Annotated in this window: 16 protein-coding genes; 7 read left to right on the forward strand and 9 right to left on the reverse strand. The window is 53.2% G+C overall.

Annotated features, from left to right (window positions below; genetic code table 11):
- From QEH53_RS03795 to QEH53_RS03820, 6 genes are all read right to left on the reverse strand, one after another.
- A complete protein-coding gene (locus QEH53_RS03795) occupies positions 1 to 444 on the reverse strand; it encodes a DUF2721 domain-containing protein (protein WP_309021801.1) in 444 nt (147 codons plus the stop codon).
- 147 nt (positions 445 to 591) lie between these two features.
- A complete protein-coding gene (locus tag QEH53_RS03800) occupies positions 592 to 2,616 on the reverse strand; it encodes a glycoside hydrolase family 3 C-terminal domain-containing protein (protein ID WP_309021802.1) in 2,025 nt (674 codons plus the stop codon).
- A 173-nt stretch (positions 2,617 to 2,789) separates the two neighbouring features.
- Positions 2,790 to 3,362, reverse strand: coding sequence for a gluconate 2-dehydrogenase subunit 3 family protein (locus QEH53_RS03805; RefSeq protein WP_309021803.1), 573 nt, complete (start codon positions 3,360 to 3,362; stop codon positions 2,790 to 2,792).
- Position 3,363: 1 nt separating this feature from the next.
- Positions 3,364 to 5,070 carry a GMC family oxidoreductase gene (locus QEH53_RS03810; RefSeq protein ID WP_309021804.1) on the reverse strand — a complete coding sequence of 569 codons (1,707 nt, stop codon included), beginning with the start codon at positions 5,068 to 5,070 and terminating at the stop codon, positions 3,364 to 3,366.
- A gap of 265 nt (positions 5,071 to 5,335) precedes the next feature.
- Complete coding sequence (locus tag QEH53_RS03815; RefSeq protein WP_309021805.1) at positions 5,336 to 6,721, reverse strand: GH1 family beta-glucosidase; 1,386 nt, start codon at positions 6,719 to 6,721, stop codon at positions 5,336 to 5,338.
- A gap of 581 nt (positions 6,722 to 7,302) precedes the next feature.
- Positions 7,303 to 7,443: a hypothetical protein gene (locus QEH53_RS03820; protein WP_309021806.1), complete on the reverse strand. Its 141-nt coding sequence runs from the start codon at positions 7,441 to 7,443 to the stop codon at positions 7,303 to 7,305.
- A 134-nt stretch (positions 7,444 to 7,577) separates the two neighbouring features.
- Between QEH53_RS03820 and QEH53_RS03825 the strand changes: the two genes are divergently transcribed.
- The gene (locus QEH53_RS03825) at positions 7,578 to 8,516 is read left to right on the forward strand and encodes a glycoside hydrolase family 5 protein (RefSeq protein ID WP_309021807.1); all 939 of its coding nucleotides are present in this window, start codon (positions 7,578 to 7,580) and stop codon (positions 8,514 to 8,516) included.
- Positions 8,517 to 8,690: 174 nt separating this feature from the next.
- Here the strand turns inward: QEH53_RS03825 and QEH53_RS03830 are convergent, their stop codons facing one another.
- Positions 8,691 to 9,614 (reverse strand): metal ABC transporter solute-binding protein, Zn/Mn family, encoded by a 924-nt coding sequence (locus QEH53_RS03830; RefSeq protein WP_309021808.1) that lies wholly within the window; start codon positions 9,612 to 9,614, stop codon positions 8,691 to 8,693.
- Between the two features lie 197 nt (positions 9,615 to 9,811).
- On the opposite strand from QEH53_RS03830, the gene rpmH reads away from it, so the two are divergent.
- The 4 genes from rpmH to QEH53_RS03850 all read left to right on the forward strand — a co-directional run bounded on the left by rpmH (position 9,812) and on the right by QEH53_RS03850 (position 13,097).
- Positions 9,812 to 9,949 carry a 50S ribosomal protein L34 gene (rpmH, locus tag QEH53_RS03835; protein ID WP_185661099.1) on the forward strand — a complete coding sequence of 46 codons (138 nt, stop codon included), beginning with the start codon at positions 9,812 to 9,814 and terminating at the stop codon, positions 9,947 to 9,949.
- 35 nt (positions 9,950 to 9,984) lie between these two features.
- A complete protein-coding gene (rnpA, locus tag QEH53_RS03840) occupies positions 9,985 to 10,392 on the forward strand; it encodes a ribonuclease P protein component (RefSeq protein WP_309021809.1) in 408 nt (135 codons plus the stop codon).
- Positions 10,393 to 10,476: 84 nt separating this feature from the next.
- Positions 10,477 to 12,303 carry a membrane protein insertase YidC gene (gene yidC, locus QEH53_RS03845; RefSeq protein ID WP_309021810.1) on the forward strand — a complete coding sequence of 609 codons (1,827 nt, stop codon included), beginning with the start codon at positions 10,477 to 10,479 and terminating at the stop codon, positions 12,301 to 12,303.
- A 47-nt stretch (positions 12,304 to 12,350) separates the two neighbouring features.
- Complete coding sequence (locus QEH53_RS03850; protein WP_309021811.1) at positions 12,351 to 13,097, forward strand: YebC/PmpR family DNA-binding transcriptional regulator; 747 nt, start codon at positions 12,351 to 12,353, stop codon at positions 13,095 to 13,097.
- Positions 13,098 to 13,255: 158 nt separating this feature from the next.
- On the opposite strand, the gene QEH53_RS03855 is transcribed toward QEH53_RS03850, so the two are convergent.
- Positions 13,256 to 14,896, reverse strand: a complete 1,641-nt coding sequence (locus tag QEH53_RS03855) for a hypothetical protein (RefSeq protein WP_309021812.1) — start codon at positions 14,894 to 14,896, stop codon at positions 13,256 to 13,258.
- 48 nt (positions 14,897 to 14,944) lie between these two features.
- Positions 14,945 to 16,717, reverse strand: coding sequence for a hypothetical protein (locus QEH53_RS03860; RefSeq protein ID WP_309021813.1), 1,773 nt, complete (start codon positions 16,715 to 16,717; stop codon positions 14,945 to 14,947).
- Between the two features lie 76 nt (positions 16,718 to 16,793).
- Here QEH53_RS03860 and QEH53_RS03865 point away from each other — a divergent pair, with 76 nt between their 5' ends.
- Together QEH53_RS03865 and QEH53_RS03870 are read left to right on the forward strand one after the other, a co-directional pair.
- Positions 16,794 to 17,609, forward strand: a complete 816-nt coding sequence (locus tag QEH53_RS03865) for an ion transporter (protein ID WP_309021814.1) — start codon at positions 16,794 to 16,796, stop codon at positions 17,607 to 17,609.
- A 50-nt stretch (positions 17,610 to 17,659) separates the two neighbouring features.
- On the forward strand, positions 17,660 to 20,083 hold the full coding sequence (locus tag QEH53_RS03870; RefSeq protein ID WP_309021815.1) for a prolyl oligopeptidase family serine peptidase: 2,424 nt from the start codon (positions 17,660 to 17,662) through the stop codon (positions 20,081 to 20,083).
- Positions 20,084 to 20,105: the final 22 nt, after the last annotated feature.

The following is a 20,105-nucleotide window of genomic DNA, read 5'->3' on the forward strand; positions in this document are numbered from 1 at the left end:
TTAGAGGTCGCCAAAGGCGCTCTCAGAAAGACGGAACGTTTTGAGGGAGAGATTCACGTCGTGCAAAAACAAGCCGAGAGCAGCCACGAAACAAACCATGCATGCCGCGAACAACAAAAAGATCAGCCAAGCCCAATTAAGCGCCCAAAACGAAATGGTGAACAGAACGCAAACCAGCAGCGCTGCAAACAACAGGCTTAGCGAATTGAACAAAATCGCAAAGCGGCCGCTCCTCGCCCGCATCGCCAAGATCGCCAGTTCCTGCTTGGCCAAACCTTCGGGAAGCCGAGCCGCCAGATCCGGATTCTCCCTCAAGGCGCGAGCTCGGTCCGTCACACGGCCATAACGATTTGTCATAGCAAGGAGAATCAAACCAACCCCCGAAATCAAGATCATGGGACCAATGGCAAGCTGAAGCGTAGGGACGAGTTCGTTCACATTCATAAATAGCCGAAGGATGAGCGGAACTGGTTCAACTTACTACTTATTTCATTGTCGCCAACCTCTTTGTTCTCGGACGGTTGAAGTTTAAACCGGATCGCAGCTCACAAATCTGACACTTAGCCACGCGGCGACGACCAACAGTCTTCGCTAAACGAGCTCCACCCACGCTGAGAGGCGCAAATCGCGGCTGGAGGCTCCCACCTGCAGTTCGAAGGTACCTGCTTCTGCGACCCAGTCCTTGGACTCGGGCGACCAGAAGCTGACGTCAGCCTTGTTCAGTTCCAGCGTCACCTGTTGCGACTCACCTGGAGCCAGCTGCACCTTGCGGAAGCCTTTCAGCTCCTTCGCAGGTCGCGGCAGCGAACTCTCTTCGTCCCGCACGTAGAGCTGGGTAATTTCCGAGCCTACAACATTTCCCGCATTCTTAAGCGTGAAACTCACCTCGATTGATTCATCCGCGGAAAATTTCTGTTTTGAGACCTTGATGTCCGAGTATTCGAACTTCGTATACGAAAGCCCATGCCCAAAAGGATAGAGCGGCTCGATCCGCTTGCTGTCGTACCAGCGGTAACCGACGAAGACGCCTTCTTCGTACTCGATGTCGTAGGTATCGCGGGCCGCTTCCCACTGGTCGTTCCAACTGCTGTAGAGGTGCTCTCCGTGCGGGACATAGTCGGGGTCCACGCTGTCAGCGAATTCCCGCTCGATGGTTATGGGTAGCTTCCCGGACGGATTGGTTTTCCCCGAAAGGATTTCAGCTACGGCCGTGTGGCCGTTCTGACCGTTGTACCAGCAATAGACGATGGCCGCCGCCTTCCCTGACCATTCTGTCATGCGAATGCCAGATCCGCTCTGCACGAGCACGACCACATTGGAATTCAAGCTCATCACCTTGCGGGCAAAACTCTCGTCGCCCTCGCCGAGCGCGAAGGGGCGATCCCAGCCTTCGCTGTCCATAGTTCCAATACTGTAGACCACTCTCTTCGCCGCCGCGATCCGTTCCCAAGTCGGAGCCTTGTCGAAGGCGATTCGATCACCAAACTCTGCCTTCAGAGCGTCGAGCAACTGCACGGTATCGTAACCGTCGACCCGAGCCGAGCCGCCGCCATGGGCTTTGCTGGTGAGGAAGTCGCCGATCACCAAAATCTCATCCTCACCCGCCAACGGCAGGATCCCGCCTTCATTTTTCAGTAGGACCGTGCCTTCTCGAGCAGTCTGGAGAGCGATTTCCTCATGCATTGGGAAGTTGTCGACCAACTCAGGACGCGGCTCCACGTCGAAGAGGTTCATCGCCTTGAGGGTGGTTAGAATTGATTTAACCATACGGTTAACATCTGCCTCGTCTACCTCACCAGAACGCACCTTTTCGGCTAGTCCGACGGTCGCGAGGCAGGCTGGCATTTCTAAATCTTGTCCCGACTTGGCTACCTTAGTCCCATCGAACACCGACCACCAATCCGTCATGACCAACCACTTGAAACCGAGATGGCTGCGCAACAAGCCCTTGATCACCTCTTCGCTCTGTCCCGCCCACTCGCCGTTGACGAGGTTGTAGGAAGTCATGGCCGCCATCACGCCCGCATCGATGCCCGCCTTGAAGGCAGGCAAGTAGATTTCATTGAGCGCGCGCTCGTCCACAACCGAATTGCTCTTGCGGCGGAAGTAGTCGGTGTTGTTGGCCACGAAGTGCTTGATGGTCGCCACCACGCCGGTGTCTTGAGCTCCCTTGATGTAGGTCTCGATCATGCGGGATGTGAGGAAGGGATCCTCGCCGAAGTACTCGAAATTGCGCCCGCACTGGGAGTGGCGATAGATATTGAAGCCTGGCCCCAGCAAGATACCGATCCCCGCAGCGAGCGACTGCTCCGCCACGCTCTTGGCGAATTCCTCCGAAAGCGCCGGATTCCAAGTAGCCGACAGCTGCAGCGGGCAGGGGAACGCCGTCGATTTCTCGATAGCATTCTGGTAAGTGAACTCATGGAAGCGGTTCCGCAAATGAATGCCCGCGGTGGCATCGCTCATCATGACCCGCTTGATCCCAAGGCGCTTGATGGCCTTTGTGTAGAACATGTCTTCGCCTCCCACATAGTCGCACTTCTCGTCGAGAGTCATTTGGGAGAGGATTTCATCCGCCCAAGCGGAGGAGTCTTCAAAGGAATTTATAGGATACATAGCGTGGCGTAGGTCCGAGGGTTTGGAGGAAAATGGAAAACCGACTTCAAAGCTTCCACTTCAGCTACACCAGATAATTGCTACTCTCCCTAACCAATGGCCTCAGGCCCCGCTACAATCTAGGTCAACCACTACTCGACCATTGGACGAATTCCGAGAAGAGTTGCGCTCCTTTAATGCTCGCTCATAAGTACGTTTCCGACTTCATCGACGGAAACGCAGCCATTGTATTTTCCAGGAACTGGATCGTAGCGAAGCATGGTCTTGGCGACCTCCTCGGAAGTGAAAAACCCAGTTATCGTCAACTCGCGAAGCTGACGGATGAAGCTCCTCAAAGTTCGGGACGGAGCTTTTAAGGCAGCGATTTGCTTCGACTGTTCCGCACTATCGAATCCCGCCTGCTTCAAGCCTGCCAGCCCCAACTCGAAACGCTCCCTCTCTTCGTCAGACATGTACTCGCCGTAGATCAAATCGATAAACTGCGGCACTCCCACATCGATCGCTCCTGGCGTATCGCTTTTCGGCAGGATCAACTCCGCGGCCAAGCTTACCGTTTTCGCCTGGCTACTGTCCAAATACTTCGGCGTCCAATCCGGACCAGTCCCCAACTTCGCTCGGTCAGCGTAAAGACTCCCCGTGATCGTCGTCGAGGACAACGCAGCTCCGAGAATCAAGGCCGCTCGTTTAATTGCCTCGCGGCGATCGATCCCGTATCCGTTTTTCTGATCTTTTTGAAAAGTGCTCATCTTAAAGGTTTCCTTTCTTTAGCTCGTTCACGGCATGGTCAGCGGCACGTGCCGTAAACGCCATGTAGGTGAGCGACGGGTTCTGGCAGGCTGAGGAGGTCATGAACGCACCGTCGGTTACAAAAACGTTGGGCGAGGCATGAACTTGATTGAAACCATTTAATACAGAAGTCTTAGGGTCGCGTCCCATGCGAGCTGTACCCATTTCATGTATACACTGTCCTGGAGCGGAAAGGTGATCAAAGCCAGTGATGTTCTTGAAACCGGCCGCGTCCAAAATCTCTTTCGCCGATTCTTGCGCATCCTTGCGCATGGCCAACTCGTTCTCCTTGTAATCGCAGTCGAAGGTAACCGTCGGCAATCCCCACTTATCGGCATTTTCGTAGTCGAGAGTCATCTTATTGTCGTGGTACGGCAAATGCTCTCCCCAAGCGCCCATTCCCATGCGCCAGGGCCCCGGCTCCAAGAGGTCAGCCTTGAGGTCAGCTCCGAGGCGATCAAACTCCGCGATTCCGCGCGACCAGTTCAAGCGGCTCGCGCTCCCTTGGTATCCATATCCTCTTACAAAGTCGCTGCGCATCGTCTCCTTATTGACGTTGCGGAAGCGCGGGATATAGAAACCCGTAGGACGGCGACCAGAGTAGTACTTGTCCTCAAATCCATCAATCACTCCGTTAGCTCCGACAATGAAATGATGGTCCATCAGATTGTGCCCAAGCTCGCCGCTGTCGTTGCCGAACCCCTCTGGGAAGCGGTCGGACTTCGAGTTCATGAGAATGTAAGTCGATGCCACCGCCGAAGCGCAGCAGAAGATCACATTCGCGAAATACTCTATGCTTTCGCTCGTCTCCGCATCGATAATACGCACGCCAATCGCTTTTCCCTTCTCGTTGTCGTAGATCAATTCGCTCGCAATCGAAAAGGGCCGCAGCGAAAGGTTTCCAGTAGCGTAAGCGGCAGGTAGAGTCCCCGAGTTACTGCTGAAGTATCCAGCATATGGGCACCCACGAATACAGCGGTTACGCGCTTGGCACGGGCCACGGCCTTTATGTGGAACAGTTAAGTTTGTGGTACGACCCATCGTGATGATCCGGTCCCCGAACTTCTTGCGCACTTGCTCCGCAGCATGCTCCTCCACGCAGTTGAAATCCCAAGCAGGGAGAAACTTGCCATCTGGCAAATGTGCCAGCCCTTCAGCCTTGCCACTAAGTCCGACAAATTCTTCGACGTGGTCATACCAAGGAGAGAGTTCCTTGTAGCGAACGGGCCAATCCACTCCGTGCCCATCCTTGGCGTTCGCTGTGAAGTCGAGGTCGCCCATCCGGTAAGACTGCCGACCCCAGAGCAAGGAGCGTCCTCCCACGTGGTAGCCGCGCATCCAGTCGAAACGTTTGGTCTCGTTGTAAGGGTGATCGATATCGTCCACAAACCAGTGGGCGCACTGTGGATGCGTGGTGTAGCCTGTGCGGCCTTGCTTAGCTTGGCGCTCCTGACTCTCCTTTGCGACTTTACCGCGACCTTCGAAATCGAAGGTATCCATCATCGCTGTCGGATACTCGCCGTGCTTAACGTCGCGGCCGCGTTCCAGCACGAGGGTTTTCAGACCTTTCTCGCACAATTCCTTGGCGGCCCAACCGCCGCTGATTCCCGAGCCGATTACGATCGCGTCAAAGGTGTTAGCCTCTGTTCCTTTGCCTTGTATATTCAATATTTTTGGGGGGTTGATGCTATAGCCCCAAGTACCGAAATACAGGGAGACCTCGGGGGGGTCGACGGGGCACAGATTCGAAAATCAGCAAGAGTAAAAGCGTACGAGACAAACCTAGTCAATGCCCCTGATCTCCAAACCCTACATTCGTAAGCGTACAGTCAAACCCACCTTTGCCCATAAAAAAGTCGCCCCGAAAAAGAGAACGACTTCAAAGCAAATGTTGGGACTGGCATACGAGCAACCCCCCGGAGAGGGATTATAGCTAGAACCCGTTTTTCTTGACTGTTTGTGCGTACCACTTGGCCGACGCCTTGGGCTGGCGCTCGCCGGTTTCGTAGTCGACCCAGTGCAGGCCGAAGCGGCGCGTGTAGCCGAGCGCCCATTCGAAATTGTCCATCATGCTCCAGCACATGTAACCGCGCAGATCGACTCCGTTCTGGATCGCTTCATGGCAGGCGCCGATATAGCCCTTGAGGAACTCCACGCGGCGGGTGTCGTTGAGAGCCACTTCGCGGTTATCCTCGTCCGGCATCGCGCAGCCGTTCTCCGTTATGTAGATCGGCGGGTGGTCATAGCGTTTGTCGATCCACTCAAGTAGTTTGCGGCAGCCCCAAGGCACGATGTTCCACCCCATATGGGTTTGTTCCCACGAGGGATCGGCCGCCAATTCGACCTGCTGATCCTCCATCATGCCACCGTTACCTTTAACGTCTCCTGGACCGTGAACCTCTTCTTTCGGCTGGGAGGCAATCATGGTCGTGTAGTGGTTCAGGCCAAAGAAATCGGACGAGCCCTTGAGGAGCGCCGCGTCTTCCGCGGTGAATTGCGGAAGGCGATCTCCCACCCGCTCGCGCATCACCGCCGGATAGTCGCCAAAGTAAACTGGATCTGCGAACCAACCTAAGAAAAACTCTAGCGCTCGTTGCGCCGCAGCTTTGTCTTCCTCGGAATCCGAGGCCGGCTCGCGCCAATCGCAATTGTTGGTGATGCCGATCTGCCCCTTTTGCTTGGCTTGGAATTCGCGGCGGTAAACGTCCACGATGTAAGCGTGAGAACGAAGCAGGTTGTGCGCGGCGAGATACGGCTCGGAAGCGGAGCTGCGACCCGGAGCGAAGTATGCGTTGCCGTGGCCGAGGAACGAGCTGCACCATGGCTCGTTGAGCGTGATCCAATTCTTCACCCGATCGCCAAAACGTTCGAAGCAGAGCCGGCCGTAGTCCGCGAATCGATTCGCGATCTCCGGATTGAGCAACCCGTCGTGCTCCAGTTGCAAAGCAAGCGGCAAGTCCCAATGGAAGAGCGTCACCCAAGGGGTGATGCCAGCGTCGATAAGTCCGTCGATTAGCTTATTGTAGAAGGCTATTCCCTCCTCGTTTACTTCGCCCTTTCCTTGCGGTTGGATGCGAGACCAAGAGATCGAGAAGCGGTAGCAGCCGACTCCCATTTGCTTCATGAGAGCGATGTCCTCTTCCCAGCGGTGGTAGTGATCACAAGCGACGTCACCGTTGTGCCCCTCTGCCGTCTTGCCGGGAATGTGAGAGAACGCGTCCCAAATGCTGGGCCCGCGCCCGTCAGTCTCGGCCGCTCCTTCAATTTGGTAGGCCGCCGTAGCAGTGCCCCACAGGAATCCGTCTGGAAAAGTCTTCATAATGCGCAACATCCCCACAAAACCGAGGATGCCAAGTCACAAACACTAATTCGCATCGAAACCAGCCAATTTCCATCGCATTCTTCCATTCACACAAATGAACGCATTCCGCCTCAATCTCGCAGGACTAGCAAATCTCCTTCAACGAAGCGAAATCCTAATGCGCCAATAAAACGAAATCCGATGGAACGCGGTTAACTAGTTTTCGGCAAAAGCCCCGGACATTTAAGTATTATTCTAAATCCGCATTTCGATTCGCACCGAACTGGTTTTCGTTTGCCGGCAGGCTTACGAGGAACGCGTTCCGTATTTGAACCTCAACTACGTAAGCTATCATGAAATCGTGTGTGATTGTGTGTGGAGCAACCACGCCACTAAGAGCGTTGCAATCTCTGCTGCTGGTCTCCTGCTAGGAGCTAGATTGGCCTCCCAAACCGACAAGGAAGAAATCTACCCTTCCTCGAAAGCGGACCCACTACGATTTGTAGACGAATCCGAGATCGAAATCAGCAATAGATATATCGTATTCAGCGATTGGTGACGCACCTAGCGATACCGAATTTAAAAAAAGGGTCCTTAAACTAAGGGACGGAGATCAGCCTACCACCTACTTTCGCAAGCAGGAGATCGACTCCGCACAAGATGAACAGCTTCAGCAGCGGATCGACGGCTTGACCGAGCGCCGCAGCGCCTCCTTGGATGCAGGCTACAACTAGGACCATTCTACTGAAAGAGTTCGGTAAGTTGCAGTGAGATTCGACCTCGTGGAGTTGACCCTTTTGCTGGAGTCCAATATCCGGACCCAAACTGCAAAATGACCCGCCTGAACAAACTCCTTTTATTCGCTCTCCTGACTATGAATACTGCTTGCCAAGCCATGGAAGCGTCAAGTCCCCCTGAAATCCCGCAGCTCAAAGTCGAAGGAACGCAACTAGTTAACGAAAGCGGGGATGCAGTGGTCTTGCGAGGAGTGAGCTATGGCTGGCACAACTGGTGGCCACGATTCTACAACAAGGAGAGCGTGCAGTGGCTCAAAGAAGACTGGGGAGTCGATGTCGTGCGGGCCGCCATGGGCATCCATTTCAAAGAAAAAAGACGCACCTACAATGCCCATCCCAAAAAGGCGGTTGAAATCATTTCTAAGGTCATCGACGGAGCCATCGAAAGCGGCATCTACGTCATCATCGATTTCCATAGTCATCACCTGGAACTAGATCTCGCCAAAACCTTCTTCGCTGAAATGGCGACCAAGTACGGCGAGTATCCAAATGTCATATACGAAATATACAACGAGCCAATCCACGATAGTTGGGAAGAAGTGAAGGCCTACTCGGAGGAGGTTATCGCCGTGATTCGCGCCATTGATCCAGACAACGTGATTCTCGTCGGTAACCCCCACTGGGACCAGGATCTGCACATCGTGGCGGACAATCAAATAGAGGGCGTATCCAATATCATGTACACGCTTCACTACTACGCTGCGACCCACGGTGATTATCTAAGGGAGCGAGGTGACTACGCTCTCAGTAAGGGCGCTCCACTATTCATTTCAGAGTCCGCGGGCATGGAAGCTACCGGAGACGGACCGATGGACTACGAAAAATGGAAAGTCTGGCAAGACTGGGCAGAGGAGCGAAAGATCAGCTGGATCACTTGGTCAATTTCCGACAAAAATGAGACCTGCTCTTTCCTCAATCGCAGTGCATCCTCGAAAGGGAAATGGGAAGAGAGGGATTTGAAAGAATCCGGCAAATCCACCCGTTCCATTTTAAGAAAAAAAGCCGGCCTAGAGTAGGCGACTTTGTTCATTCCGTGCTTAGAAAATCCAAAGGCGATATTCATGAGGTGAAATTTCACGCTTTGTTCGTTAGGACCGCCGCGCAGGTGAGCATACGGACCTGAAGCTCAAGCGACTACGCCCTACCCGAGATCTGCAACCCGCAATCATCGGGTTTGCTTCGTTGATCGCTTATTCAATAAGACCGTTAACGATGGTATCTACATTATACTTAAACATCCCTAAGTAGGTGCCCACGTCGTACTGCTCGCCTTCGGATCCGATATGCATTTCTCCCCGCGCCCCGAGTGCATCAGAAAAGAGCTCCCCACCGATCCTCGCGCCCGAGTCCTTGCTGATCCTCTCTATCGTAGCAGGCGACACGCTACTCTCCACGAAGATGGCCGGGATCTTGCGCCTTTTGATGAAGTCGGCTGTTTTGGTGATGTCAGCAAGACCCGCTTCCGAGGCTGTGGAAACGCCTTGTACGCCGACCACCTGAAAGCCGAATGCGCGTCCAAAGTAGTTGTAAGCATCATGGCTGGTCACGAGCACTCGCTGCTCCACTGGAACGGAATCGATCCGTTTCTGAGCCCAAGCGGAAACCGATTCCACTTCTCTTTTATAAAGAGAGGACCTCTGAGCAAAATCTTGGGCGTGGTCCGGATCAGCTTGTGCCAGTGACTCCTCGACGGAACTAATAACGTACGCCCATAAGGCTGGATCGAACCAAACGTGCGGATCGTGGGCGTCCTCATAATTGGCCGAGGCGAGCAGCTGCTCCGCGGGTATGGATTCTGCAACCGCCACAACTGTTCGCCCGAGCTTGTTTACTTTGGAAAAGGTTTCGGCCAAGCGGCCTTCGAGGTGGAGACCGTTGTAAAGAATCAAGTCCGCCCGCTGCATTGAAACCACGTCACGAGCAGTAGCCTTGTAAAGGTGAGGATCCACACCGGGCCCCATCAGGACGGTTAGATCGACTTCGTCGCCTCCCACGTTTCGCACGATGTCGGCGATCTGCGAAGTGCTCGCCACCACACGAAGCTTAGCATGACCGTTCGTGACGACGAACAGGGCGGTGAAAAAAAAGGACCAGCGTAAGATCATAGACTTCATATAATGTTTAGGACAACCCACCGATTACTGCCAGCTTCTTTGAGTACCTGTCAATTGCTACTTTGACCTATCAAAATCAAAGTTGATCCCCGGAAACCACCTTATTTCTCGATTGCGCAGGCGAATTTGGGGCATACGGGCTTGACAGTACCACGGAGGGGCGACCATTTTCTCGCTCTTTTTCCAATTTTCACGTCATGAGACCTACATTTAGACCACATCGCCTCAAGAGAGTTCGCAAGATCGGCTTCCGCGCCCGCATGGCCACCCGCGGTGGACGCGCCGTTATCACTGCACGCCGCAAGAAAGGCCGCGCCCGTCTTTCCGTCGCGTAAACGCGGCGTCCGCGAGCGCCCCAACCGGCTTATCGATGGTCAGGAGATTTAGACTCCGTCCTGCAAGCCGTTTGCGTCGCAATGCTGACTTCCTTCAAATTCGCAGTCTTGGCAAGCCTTACCGGTGCCAATTCTTCGCCCTATTTTCCCGCATCCGTGCTGTCGAAGGCACGGATGTTTTGTGTCCGCGCGTCGGCATCTCCGCCGCGCGCCGCGTGGGCAACGCAGTTACCCGCAACAAGATCAAGCGGCGCTTTCGCGAGCTGTTCCGCTTACATCAACACGAACTACGCCCGGAAGTGGATATCGTGCTCAGCCTCCGACAGCCTGCTGGCAAGGCGAGCTACGAGGAGCTGGAGCAACGGTTCCTGCACGCCCTAAAATTCAAGAACCTCCTCAAGCGGAACGAAGCGCCCGAGGAGCGTTCCCAAGGCGCGGAATAGCTTGCTAGCTCCAAAGCCGAGCCTTTTATGAGCCCTTTCCTCTGACGGAAGCCCGTCGGAATTCCAAATTTTCCAAGCACATCGATGGACAAGAAGAACACTATAATAGGGGTAGCGCTGCTGATCGTCGGCACCATCCTCATGTTCAAGAACGGCCAGCAGGCCCAGCAGCAACGCCTCCTCGAAGAGCAAGCTGCCAGAGAGGCAGCTGAAGCTGCGCAAAACGCTCCTGCAATCGCTTCCGATGTACCGTCGGCCGACCCGACCGTTTCCGCTCCATCCGGCAGAGCATCTACACCTCCCGCCGTCATCGCGAATGGCCACGCCCAGATCGAAATCAATGACGAGAAGACCGGCGAAGAAATTGTCACTCTGGAGAACGGACTCGCTGAGTTTCGCTTCACCAACTATGGCGGAGCTCTGCGTGAAATCGTGCTCAAGGACCAGCCAAAGTCTCTCGACAGCGACGAGCCTTATATCATGAACCACCTGCGTTACGCGCCGGCCCTCAACCTCACCACCTACCTCGGCGACGCTCGTAACATCGCCTTCGAGCAAGTCCCCTCCGCCAGTGGAGACAGCGTCACCTATCGCGGCGTGCTCAACGAACAGCTCGAAGTCATCCGCACCTATACCATTTCCCAAGAGCTGGAAGGGGCCGCCCCCTACAACGTTTCCCACGAACTCACCGTGCGCAACCTCACTGATGGGCTGCTCCCACTTGGAGAGATGCTGCTTAATATCGGTACTGCGGCGCCCTCCGGCGACCAGGACCGCTTCCTGCAGACCTTCGGCTACTCCAACGGAGAAGACGTGGAGTTCACTGAACAAAGCGACTTCATGGGCGGCGGGATCCCTTTCTTCAAGAAAGACCCCAAAGATATGGAGCAAGTCAGCGACACTATCGAATGGGCCTCCATCAAGAATCAATTTTTCATCACTCTCCTCACTCCCAACGAACCCGCAGCCGGATACATCGCTCGTCCCGTCGACTTTCCTGGCGACAAGGACGGAGAGCCTAAGACAGGCATCACCGCTGACATAAAATTGGAAGGCATCAACTTGCCAGCCAACGCCAGCGTGACCAAGACCTTCGACTTCTACGCAGGACCAAAAGAACACGGCCGCATCGCCAAGCTCAGCAAAGGCCAGGAGCAAGCCATGCAATTCGGCTTCTTCGGCTTCATTTCCAAACTGCTTCTCCAGATCATGAACTGGGTACACGGCATCGTCGGAAATTGGGGTATCGCCATCATCCTGCTCACCATCATCGTCCGCGGTTCCTTGCTTCCGATCACGCTCATGAGCATGAAATCGATGAAGAAGATGTCCAAAATCTCCGAGCCCATGAAGGCCCTCAAGGAGAAGTTCCCCGATGACACGCAGAAGCAGCAGCAGATGATGATGGAGCTCTACAAGCTCAACAAGATTAACCCCGTCGCCGGCTGCCTGCCAATGCTGGCCCAGATCCCAATCTTCTTCGCCCTTTTCTATATGCTGCGCAGCGCCGCGGAACTCCGTTTCGCCGACTTCCTCTGGATCGCGGACCTTTCAAAACCGGACACCGTCGCCACCATCCCAAACATGCCCTTTTTCGGCGATTTCGCGGTCAACCTGCTCCCCTTCGTATGGCTCATTTCGTTGGCGTACCAGATGTGGACCATGCCCACGCCATCAGTCGATAACGCCCAGGCCAAGATGATGAAGTTCATGCCTTTCATCTTCTTCCCTTTCACCTACACTTTCTCCTCCGGACTGGTTCTATACTGGACCGTTAGCAACGTCTTCACCATCGGCCAGCAATGGCTTGTGAAGCGTGGCGGCGACGAGTTTGAAGTCGTTTTACCCCCTGCCCTCAAAAAGGCCCTCGAAGGTGGCGACACTAAGAAGAAGCGCCGCAAGAATAAGTAGTTCTCCCTTTTCACCCAGCACCCACAACCCAGCACCTAAAAAGCACCATGTCTGGACATAGTAAATGGTCTACCATTAAGCACAAGAAGGGCGCCGCTGACGCAAAGCGGGGCAAAATCTTCAGCCGTATCTCCAAGGATATCACCTTGGCTGCTAAGAACGGTGGCGGCGACGCCGACATGAACCCTAAGCTCCGTACCGTCCTCCTGAAGGCCCGGGCAGAGAACATGCCGTCCGACAATATCGACCGCGCCATAAAGAAGGGAACCGGCGAACTCCCTGGCGTCGTTTACGAAGAATTCGTCTACGAAGGCTACGCACCCCACGGAGTTGCTGTGATCGTCGAAGTCACCACCGATAACAAAAACCGCGCCGCTTCCGAAATCCGGTCCACCTTCACCAAGCGCGGCGGGAATCTCGCCGGCACCAATGCGGTTGCCTTCATGTTCAACCACTGCGGCCAGTTCCTCATCGCCAAGGACCAGACCGACGAGGAAACGCTAATGGAAGTCGCCCTCGAAGCGGGGGCCGAAGACATCAAGACCGAGGACGAAGGATACGAAGTCCTCGCTCCTATCAGTGCCTACGACTCCGTAAGCCAAGCCCTCTCCGAAGCCGGCATCACGGTCGAAAGTTCTGAGCTCGCATACATCCCGGAAACGATTACGCCGATTTCCGACGCATCTGAAGCTAAGTCGATCATGAACCTAATCGATGCACTGGACGATTTGGACGACGTGCAAAACGTCTTCCACTCAGCCGACATCGCGGAAGGCCTGCTCGACGAAGAGTAACTACCCACTAAAATCCTTCCTCCCCAAAGGCCGTTCCCAAATATCGGGGACGGCCTTTTTGTATGAACCACGTAGAAGATGGCCACGATAAGAGTCTATCCTAGCCAGGCATCCCGCAAAGTAGTATACTATTCCGAAGCCCTCGCACGACACCCAACCTAACGCCGGAAACTCAAAATAGCCGAACGATCGCCGTCTTTGTACACAAGCTGCACAGACGCAAAGCTCGTCGACTCCGGAACTACTGCCCATAAAGGAAAGCTGCCATCGATTTCGGCTAGGCCTGCCTCATCCCAGCTCGGAAACTCAAACTCTTGATCGGGCTGCTCCACTTCTATCCCATATAATACCTTTTCCAAGGCTCCGCGATAGGGCATCAATTGCGTGAAATATAAAAGTACTTGGCCATCGTATGTCCGGAAACTTGCCCAACTCGAGGAGGTTGCCTCCAATAACCGACGATTCGCATCATCACTCCGCTTCGCTCCTTCGAAATCGAAAAAGTAAGGGCCTTGCTCCACACCTGCCAAATCCCTGTAGCGTACCTCTACTTGCGTGTCTTCCTGCTGCTTCGGGAGATTGAAGAAGCTTCTTGGCATTGATTGCCCAGTCCGGGGATCAATCGAGCCACTTGATCCGGTGCTAACCAGTTCATCCCCATCCTTTAAACGCCAAAGGATCTCCAGGACCGGCTCGCCAATCTGAACGGTGCCTGTCCAGCCTTCATTATTCGGAATACAATTAACGGCTACAGGTTTGTCCAGCAACTCTGCAGCATCGCCCCGCAGCAGGGCAGCCAGACGTTCTTCCACATTCTCTCGCCATTCTTCTACCAAGGTCTGGTCAATCATGTATCGGATCAGGCCACCCGCTTCGTCTCGTTTTTGAAACGAGTTTAGGTAAGCGAGCTCTTGTCGCTGGTCAGCCAAAGTCTGAGATCCAAGCCGAGCCAGTGAATAATCCAGGCTCAGGTGATAAGCCACCGGAGCAAACTCCGGCGAACGATCAAACTTGTTTTTCAAGCCAGCGACGCGAGCCGGCTTGTCTAGCAAGAGCAGTCGAACATAGTCCGACAAATCGCTCGAACTGCGGGCTGTCACATCGCCGTAAACCTCGCAAGCACCTGCACGTCCTTCTTGTACCCGAAGAAAGGATACGAACCTTATATGTGGATCCAGTTTATCGAGGTCGCTTTTAAAATACTCCAAATAGGATCGTCGTGCAGCGGCATAATCGCCGCCAAGTTCATGCAAGCGAGCATTGTGGTAATGTTCTTCCGGCGACTGAGGATCTGTAATGATACCATCGCTCGAGACCGCGTCCAACTTGCTACGAATTTGGTCCAGTGATCCGATCACCACATCTGATTTCGACTCGATCCGTTCCGCGCTAGACTTGAGGCTCTCCGTATCCCCTTTGATCGAATCCAGCTTCTTTTCAATCAAACCCAAACGCTCTTGCAATTGGGAAACTGCCGGAACAGCAGCCGCCACCACTCCCTGCTTTTTAGCTTTGTCGCCTCCACCTTGGAGGATGACAATCAAACCCGAAGCTAAACAACTCATCCCGACCAAAGCCAAGGCTCCGACGAGACCTTTTTTCCCCAAGAAATAGAGTATTGAAAGAGTAACTACTCCCAGTAAAGAAAGCCCGAACAGGTAGATGGCAAACGGTGCCAACGGCTGCAAAACATCCGCCACCAAACCGCCTACCGTGCATAACCAGCCCGATACGACGAGAGATGTTTTACGAACATTGGAAAACGACTCGCCGCTGACGAGGGATTTAAAATAACTCATATTCGGGGCGGAATCTATAAGCTAATATTGACGCGGATTCACGTTCGCTCAATCGATGTTCTCTTTGAGAATCCGACTACCCTCTAAGCGTCCCGTCAACATCCACTGATTGAGCGGCGTACGATTTCCTCCACTCGAATAGTTTTTGAATGTATTATAGAACAAATAGTATTTGTCACCCACCTTTTCTGCGGTGGTCACTTGAAACTGCTCCCACTTGTAGTGATATGAAGTAATCGTTATATAAGAAGCGTTCGAGGATAGATCCCCTTCTTTCTTTTCGCGGGCGACCTTCGGCGAATTTATCACCATCGCTTGAATTTCATGGATATCTTCATAATCCCCGGAAGTAAGCAAATCTTGAGCGATCCTTAGCACCTCACGATCACTGCTTGCAGGTTCCGGCATTTTAACGCTGGCGAGGGCACCTTCAAAACGAGCCTCGAGATCTCCCTTAAGGGCCCCGATCTCTCGCTTCATTGCAGCCGCCCTGGCCGCTCCATCGGCGTCTCCAGTAAACGTATACAATTGCTCCGCTCCCTTAATATTCAATTCCACCTCACCAATTCTTTTAGACCTTTCCGCGAAGCCATCCCCACGTGCGAGTTGAGAGTCGTTTTTCGGATCCTTGAAAAAGTCCATCGTTGTGCGCTCGTGGCCCAGCATTGCAGTTACATCCCGCATCGTTTGACCCAAGTTTTCAGAAACTGTGCGAAGTCGATCCCGTTGCCAGTAGATGCGGCTATTCAAGTTTTCGGGAGCGAAAGACGATCCCTCTAGAGTTTGGAGATAAGCGAGGTCTTTCTCGCTATCCGACTTCACTTTCTGAATACGAGCGATAAAGTCCTCGACGCGTTCTGAATCGAGCGGTGATTGGAGGGCTGGAGGCGGACGTTCCTCCCGACTGCGATTGTCAATTTCAGCGAGCTTCGCTTCGTAGTTACCCAAGGCCTGTTTGCTCTGACCCGCTAGCTCGCCACGCTGATTTAGTAGTGTCTCGATACTTTCGACTTGGACAATCAGACGGGCGACGTCCGGATGGTCAGGACGGTTTATCTTTTGCAGCTGGGACTGGTAGTTTCGCACGCTACTGAGGAAGCGGTCTTTAAACCCCGGCTGCAGCACCTCAGCTTCGTCGGCTGAATTTATCGCATCTACCGTGCCTTGAGCTTGGCGGGCCAACCGTTTGTAAGTAGAAAGCTGATACGAGAGCAAAGGTTCCGCATTCGGATTAGCACCTGGAGGCAGGGCTTGCGGAGTAGAGCCTGGCTGCTGGTTTGCCTTAGCGGCCAGAGCGTTGTTGATCGTGTTGTACTGCTGCACGACAGCGGAGTAGCTGCTATGCGACTTGGTCGTAACCGCGTTTATTTCGGCCGCTAGCTTGCCGAGGTCGTCAAGGTGACGTTGCCCGGTGGTGACATCTCCAGCGCTCATCGCATCAAGCTTGGTTTGGAAGGTAGCCAACCGAGTCGCAATTTGCGCGATGCGTGGATCTGGGGCTGCCGCGCTGTTCTTAAACTTTTCGGGAATTCCCGTGTTGAGATTGTTATACAGAGTGGCCGCTCCGATCCAAGTCGGGTGATTCTTGTCAGCAACCTTCCCCAGCGTCGCGCCGATTGGCGAGAGGCGGTTCATCAGCGATTGGGCAGTCGCTTGGTCACCGGGCTGCATTGCCTCGTAGGCTTGGTAGATGCTGCGAAGCTGCTGGATCGCATCATTTACCGTGGAATCGGGATGCGGATCAAGCTGGGCGAAAGCTTTACTACAGGTTAGAACAAGGGTGAGGGTAACAACAAAACGGAGGATTTTAACATAGAACATGCCACACAGTCGGGTAATACTAAACGGTTTCCAAACACAAACTTGCTGGGTAGGACGATCGTTCTAGGCTGCAAAAATGAATAAAGAGAAGGTCTACACGCTACTCGAAAAACCGGGACAACCTCTCGTGAACGGAGGGTGGCTGAGAGCGTTCCTGCTAGCGTTGATTTTGCTTAATGCTTTGTCCGTCATCCTCGAGAGCGTCGCCTCGTTGAAGGAGAACTTCGCTTTCGTTTTCATAGTGTTCGAGCGTCTGTCGGTCTCGCTCTTTGCACTCGAATACGTCCTCCGACTGTGGGCGATCAATACGAAGGGCCGGTTCGCTGGGAGCTGGGGCCGCACCCGTTATCTATTTTCTCCCATGGCCCTCATCGACTTGGCTTCGATATTGCCGTCCTTGCTCGCCATGAACTTCATCGACCTGCGTTTTCTCAGGATCGCTCGACTGCTACGGTTATTGCGAATTTTGAAGCTAGGACGCTACAGCAAAACCTTGCAAACCTTCACCCGAGTCGCGATCGAAACACGGGCGGAACTGACGCTCACGCTCCTGGCAATGCTGATGCTGCTCATAGTAGGGTCGGGGCTCATGTACTACGCGGAACACGAAGCTCAGCCCAACGTCTTCGCCAGTATCCCTGGGACGATGTGGTGGGCTATCACCACACTCACGACCGTAGGCTATGGTGACGCGTATCCGATAACCAGTTTAGGAAAACTGATCGCTTCCGTCCTAGCCATCATTGGAATCGGAATGTTTGCCTTACCCAGCGGCATCTTGGGTGCGGCGTTCTTGAAGCGGATAAAGCTGGAAGAAAGCCTCACTTGTCCACATTGCGGCTACAAAGCCCACGAACCTAAAGGCTCAGATGTCCAGCGAACCGAGGGCTAACTAACTATAGGGTTGCGCGTACGTACATACGCTGATGACATCGGTGAAAGATGAAAACCCCGATCGTCTTCAGAATTGTCACCTGCCTCTTATACCTAAGTTTAACGACCGCCCTTCTTGGCCAAATTGAAATGCAGGTCGACCACGAAGGCGAATTCCGGCCTGTCGTCTACTTTCAAGGATTCACTCCTGTCGTCGAAAACGAAAAAGGTCGGCGGAAAAAGGCGAAACACGAACGCACTCGATTCGTATTGGTCAATAATTTTGCCGATGGAAAGGTAGAGGTGGATTTCCTGGGAGCCCGCGATCCGAGGCAAATTAGGAACAACCGGATCGAAGCAGGCAAAAACAGCTTTGAGATGGAAGTAGAGCTTACTTCCGACCGGAATTTGACGGGTTGCCACTATATCCTTCTTTTCTCCTCAAACGATTCGATGGCTACCTACTTCGATTCGATCGGGTCTCTGTCCGCTGGTAAAACGAAGAAAATCAAAATCAAGATGCCCGCACAAGTCGACGCGATCGGGTCGCTGCACATCTTCGAGCAAGGGCGCGAAGTACGCACTCAAGACTCGGTCGCTAAAAGAAGTTTGGACGACGAATTCAAAGAATTAGTCCAATCTGAATCCGCTGTTCCCAATACAGTACTGTTCAAAAGACCGAGGCATTTCCGACACGTGGTATCTCCCAGTGGCAAACATATCGCGACTTTTCGTGATATAAAAACGAACGTGCGAGTCGTCGTTTTTGACGCAGAGACGATGCAAATTCTCCAATCGGTTGATATCGGCGAATTTGACGAGGAGCTAAATGATATCGAATGGCTAAACGACGAACTCGTCCTCTATATATTCGAAGAGGACCTACACTCCCTAAACATTCAATCAGGAGAAATTCGTAAACTATACAATTCGGTTCACTACATCACACACGTCTCGCCTGATGGAATCCATGCGGTAGCATACGACCGAAGTGGTACCTACTACAATCGCGACGACGACTTTATCACTATCGACTGCATCGAAGGAAAACGAGTTTCAACTGAAACCGGAAACGCCTTCGACTCAAATCGATTGGATTCCGAAGGTAAGCTTCGAATGAAGCGTGAGTACGACACCGCTGGATTCACTTTCAAATATCGCGAGGTAGGGTCGAAGCGTTGGCGCAAACTTGACGACCTCAACAACGACCCTAACATTCGATTCAACTACTCCCCTAGGGATGCTGTTGACCAGCCTGTTTACGTGAATGGTTTCGCAGGTGACCCTAATTCTATAATCGTGAGCAGTAACCTCGGTCGAGGCACGTATGGACTTTACAAATACGACCTTCAGCTTGCAAAAATCTCAGAGGTATTGCTCGAGGATGATCGTTTCGATATCGGAGGCGATGGACCTGAGTTCCGCCTCCTTCGAAATTCTCGACACAATGTTATCGGAGTTGGATACTGGAAAGACGACTACACAGTAAAGTGGTTCGACGAAGCGTTCGATACGACCCAACGAGCAATCGAAGATGCTCTACCAAAATTGCGCCACATGCCGATTGCTTGGGACGATAATGCAAACTCGATTATATTTAGAAGTTTTAGCGAAAAGAACCCGAGCACCTACTATCTTTTCAATCGCGCAACTAAATCGATTCGTAATATCTACGACGTAAATCCTGAAGTCCTGGAATATGAGCTAGCGGTCACAAAACCGATTTGGATCGAAGCCGCAGATGGAAACAATGTTCAATGCTATCTAACCCTCCCTCCAAATTGGGATGGCGAACCCCTTCCTCTTATTACTCACATTCACGGCGGACCGACGACAAGAGACTTGAACCGTTACGACCCGATCAACCAATTTTTCGCCACGCGAAACTTTGCGGTCCTTCAAGTCAACTACCGAGGTTCGACTGGCTTTGGCCGCGATTACAAGCTCGACGGCATTATTGGAAATTTGGATACCACTCCTATTGATGACATTGCCTACGCTGTAAGGCATCTCGTCGACACAAACGTCGCCCTCGCTGAAAAAATCGCGATCATCGGGGGTAGCTGGGGCGGCTACTCAGTGTACCTTTCAATGCAACGCTACCCTGACTTATACGCCTGCGGCGTCGCCTCCGCCGCACCTTCCGACCTGAAGAACTTATTGAAGAATGACAAAGCAGTAAGAAACCGCTTCGCATTCCACTTCTGGGACGAGATTCTGAGAAAGCAGGTTGAGGATCCGGAGTACATATTCAGAGCTTCCCCGATCTCCCGAGTCGACGACCTTCAGAAACCGGTCCTCATTCTGCAAGGTGAACAAGATTGGAGAGTGAATAAGAACCAAGCCGATAGGATGGCAGATGCCATGAAAAAGGCAGGTAAAGAGCATACTCTTATATTGTATCCAGAAGACGGACACGGCCATAACGCATTTGGTTGGAACCATTCGCTTAACGAGACCGAGGCGTTCATACGCACTAACCTCGGCCTCTGAAACGCAAAAGGCCCGATAGGAT

The organism is Pelagicoccus sp. SDUM812002 (assembly GCF_031127835.1).
GTDB lineage: Bacteria > Verrucomicrobiota > Verrucomicrobiia > Opitutales > Opitutaceae > Pelagicoccus.

Excerpts from the sequence above, each read along its gene's own strand:
- QEH53_RS03795 (WP_309021801.1), bottom strand. The coding sequence starts at position 444 with ATGAATGTGAACGAACTCGTCCCTACGCTTCAGCTTGCCATTGGTCCC.
- QEH53_RS03800 (WP_309021802.1), bottom strand. The coding sequence starts at position 2,616 with ATGTATCCTATAAATTCCTTTGAAGACTCCTCCGCTTGGGCGGATGAA.
- QEH53_RS03805 (WP_309021803.1), bottom strand. The coding sequence starts at position 3,362 with ATGAGCACTTTTCAAAAAGATCAGAAAAACGGATACGGGATCGATCGC.
- QEH53_RS03815 (WP_309021805.1), bottom strand. The coding sequence starts at position 6,721 with ATGAAGACTTTTCCAGACGGATTCCTGTGGGGCACTGCTACGGCGGCC.
- QEH53_RS03820 (WP_309021806.1), bottom strand. The coding sequence starts at position 7,443 with ATGGTCCTAGTTGTAGCCTGCATCCAAGGAGGCGCTGCGGCGCTCGGT.
- QEH53_RS03825 (WP_309021807.1), top strand. The coding sequence starts at position 7,578 with ATGAATACTGCTTGCCAAGCCATGGAAGCGTCAAGTCCCCCTGAAATC.
- QEH53_RS03830 (WP_309021808.1), bottom strand. The coding sequence starts at position 9,614 with ATGAAGTCTATGATCTTACGCTGGTCCTTTTTTTTCACCGCCCTGTTC.
- rpmH (WP_185661099.1), top strand. The coding sequence starts at position 9,812 with ATGAGACCTACATTTAGACCACATCGCCTCAAGAGAGTTCGCAAGATC.
- rnpA (WP_309021809.1), top strand. The coding sequence starts at position 9,985 with ATGGTCAGGAGATTTAGACTCCGTCCTGCAAGCCGTTTGCGTCGCAAT.
- yidC (WP_309021810.1), top strand. The coding sequence starts at position 10,477 with ATGGACAAGAAGAACACTATAATAGGGGTAGCGCTGCTGATCGTCGGC.
- QEH53_RS03850 (WP_309021811.1), top strand. The coding sequence starts at position 12,351 with ATGTCTGGACATAGTAAATGGTCTACCATTAAGCACAAGAAGGGCGCC.
- QEH53_RS03855 (WP_309021812.1), bottom strand. The coding sequence starts at position 14,896 with ATGAGTTATTTTAAATCCCTCGTCAGCGGCGAGTCGTTTTCCAATGTT.
- QEH53_RS03860 (WP_309021813.1), bottom strand. The coding sequence starts at position 16,717 with ATGTTCTATGTTAAAATCCTCCGTTTTGTTGTTACCCTCACCCTTGTT.
- QEH53_RS03865 (WP_309021814.1), top strand. The coding sequence starts at position 16,794 with ATGAATAAAGAGAAGGTCTACACGCTACTCGAAAAACCGGGACAACCT.
- QEH53_RS03870 (WP_309021815.1), top strand. The coding sequence starts at position 17,660 with ATGAAAACCCCGATCGTCTTCAGAATTGTCACCTGCCTCTTATACCTA.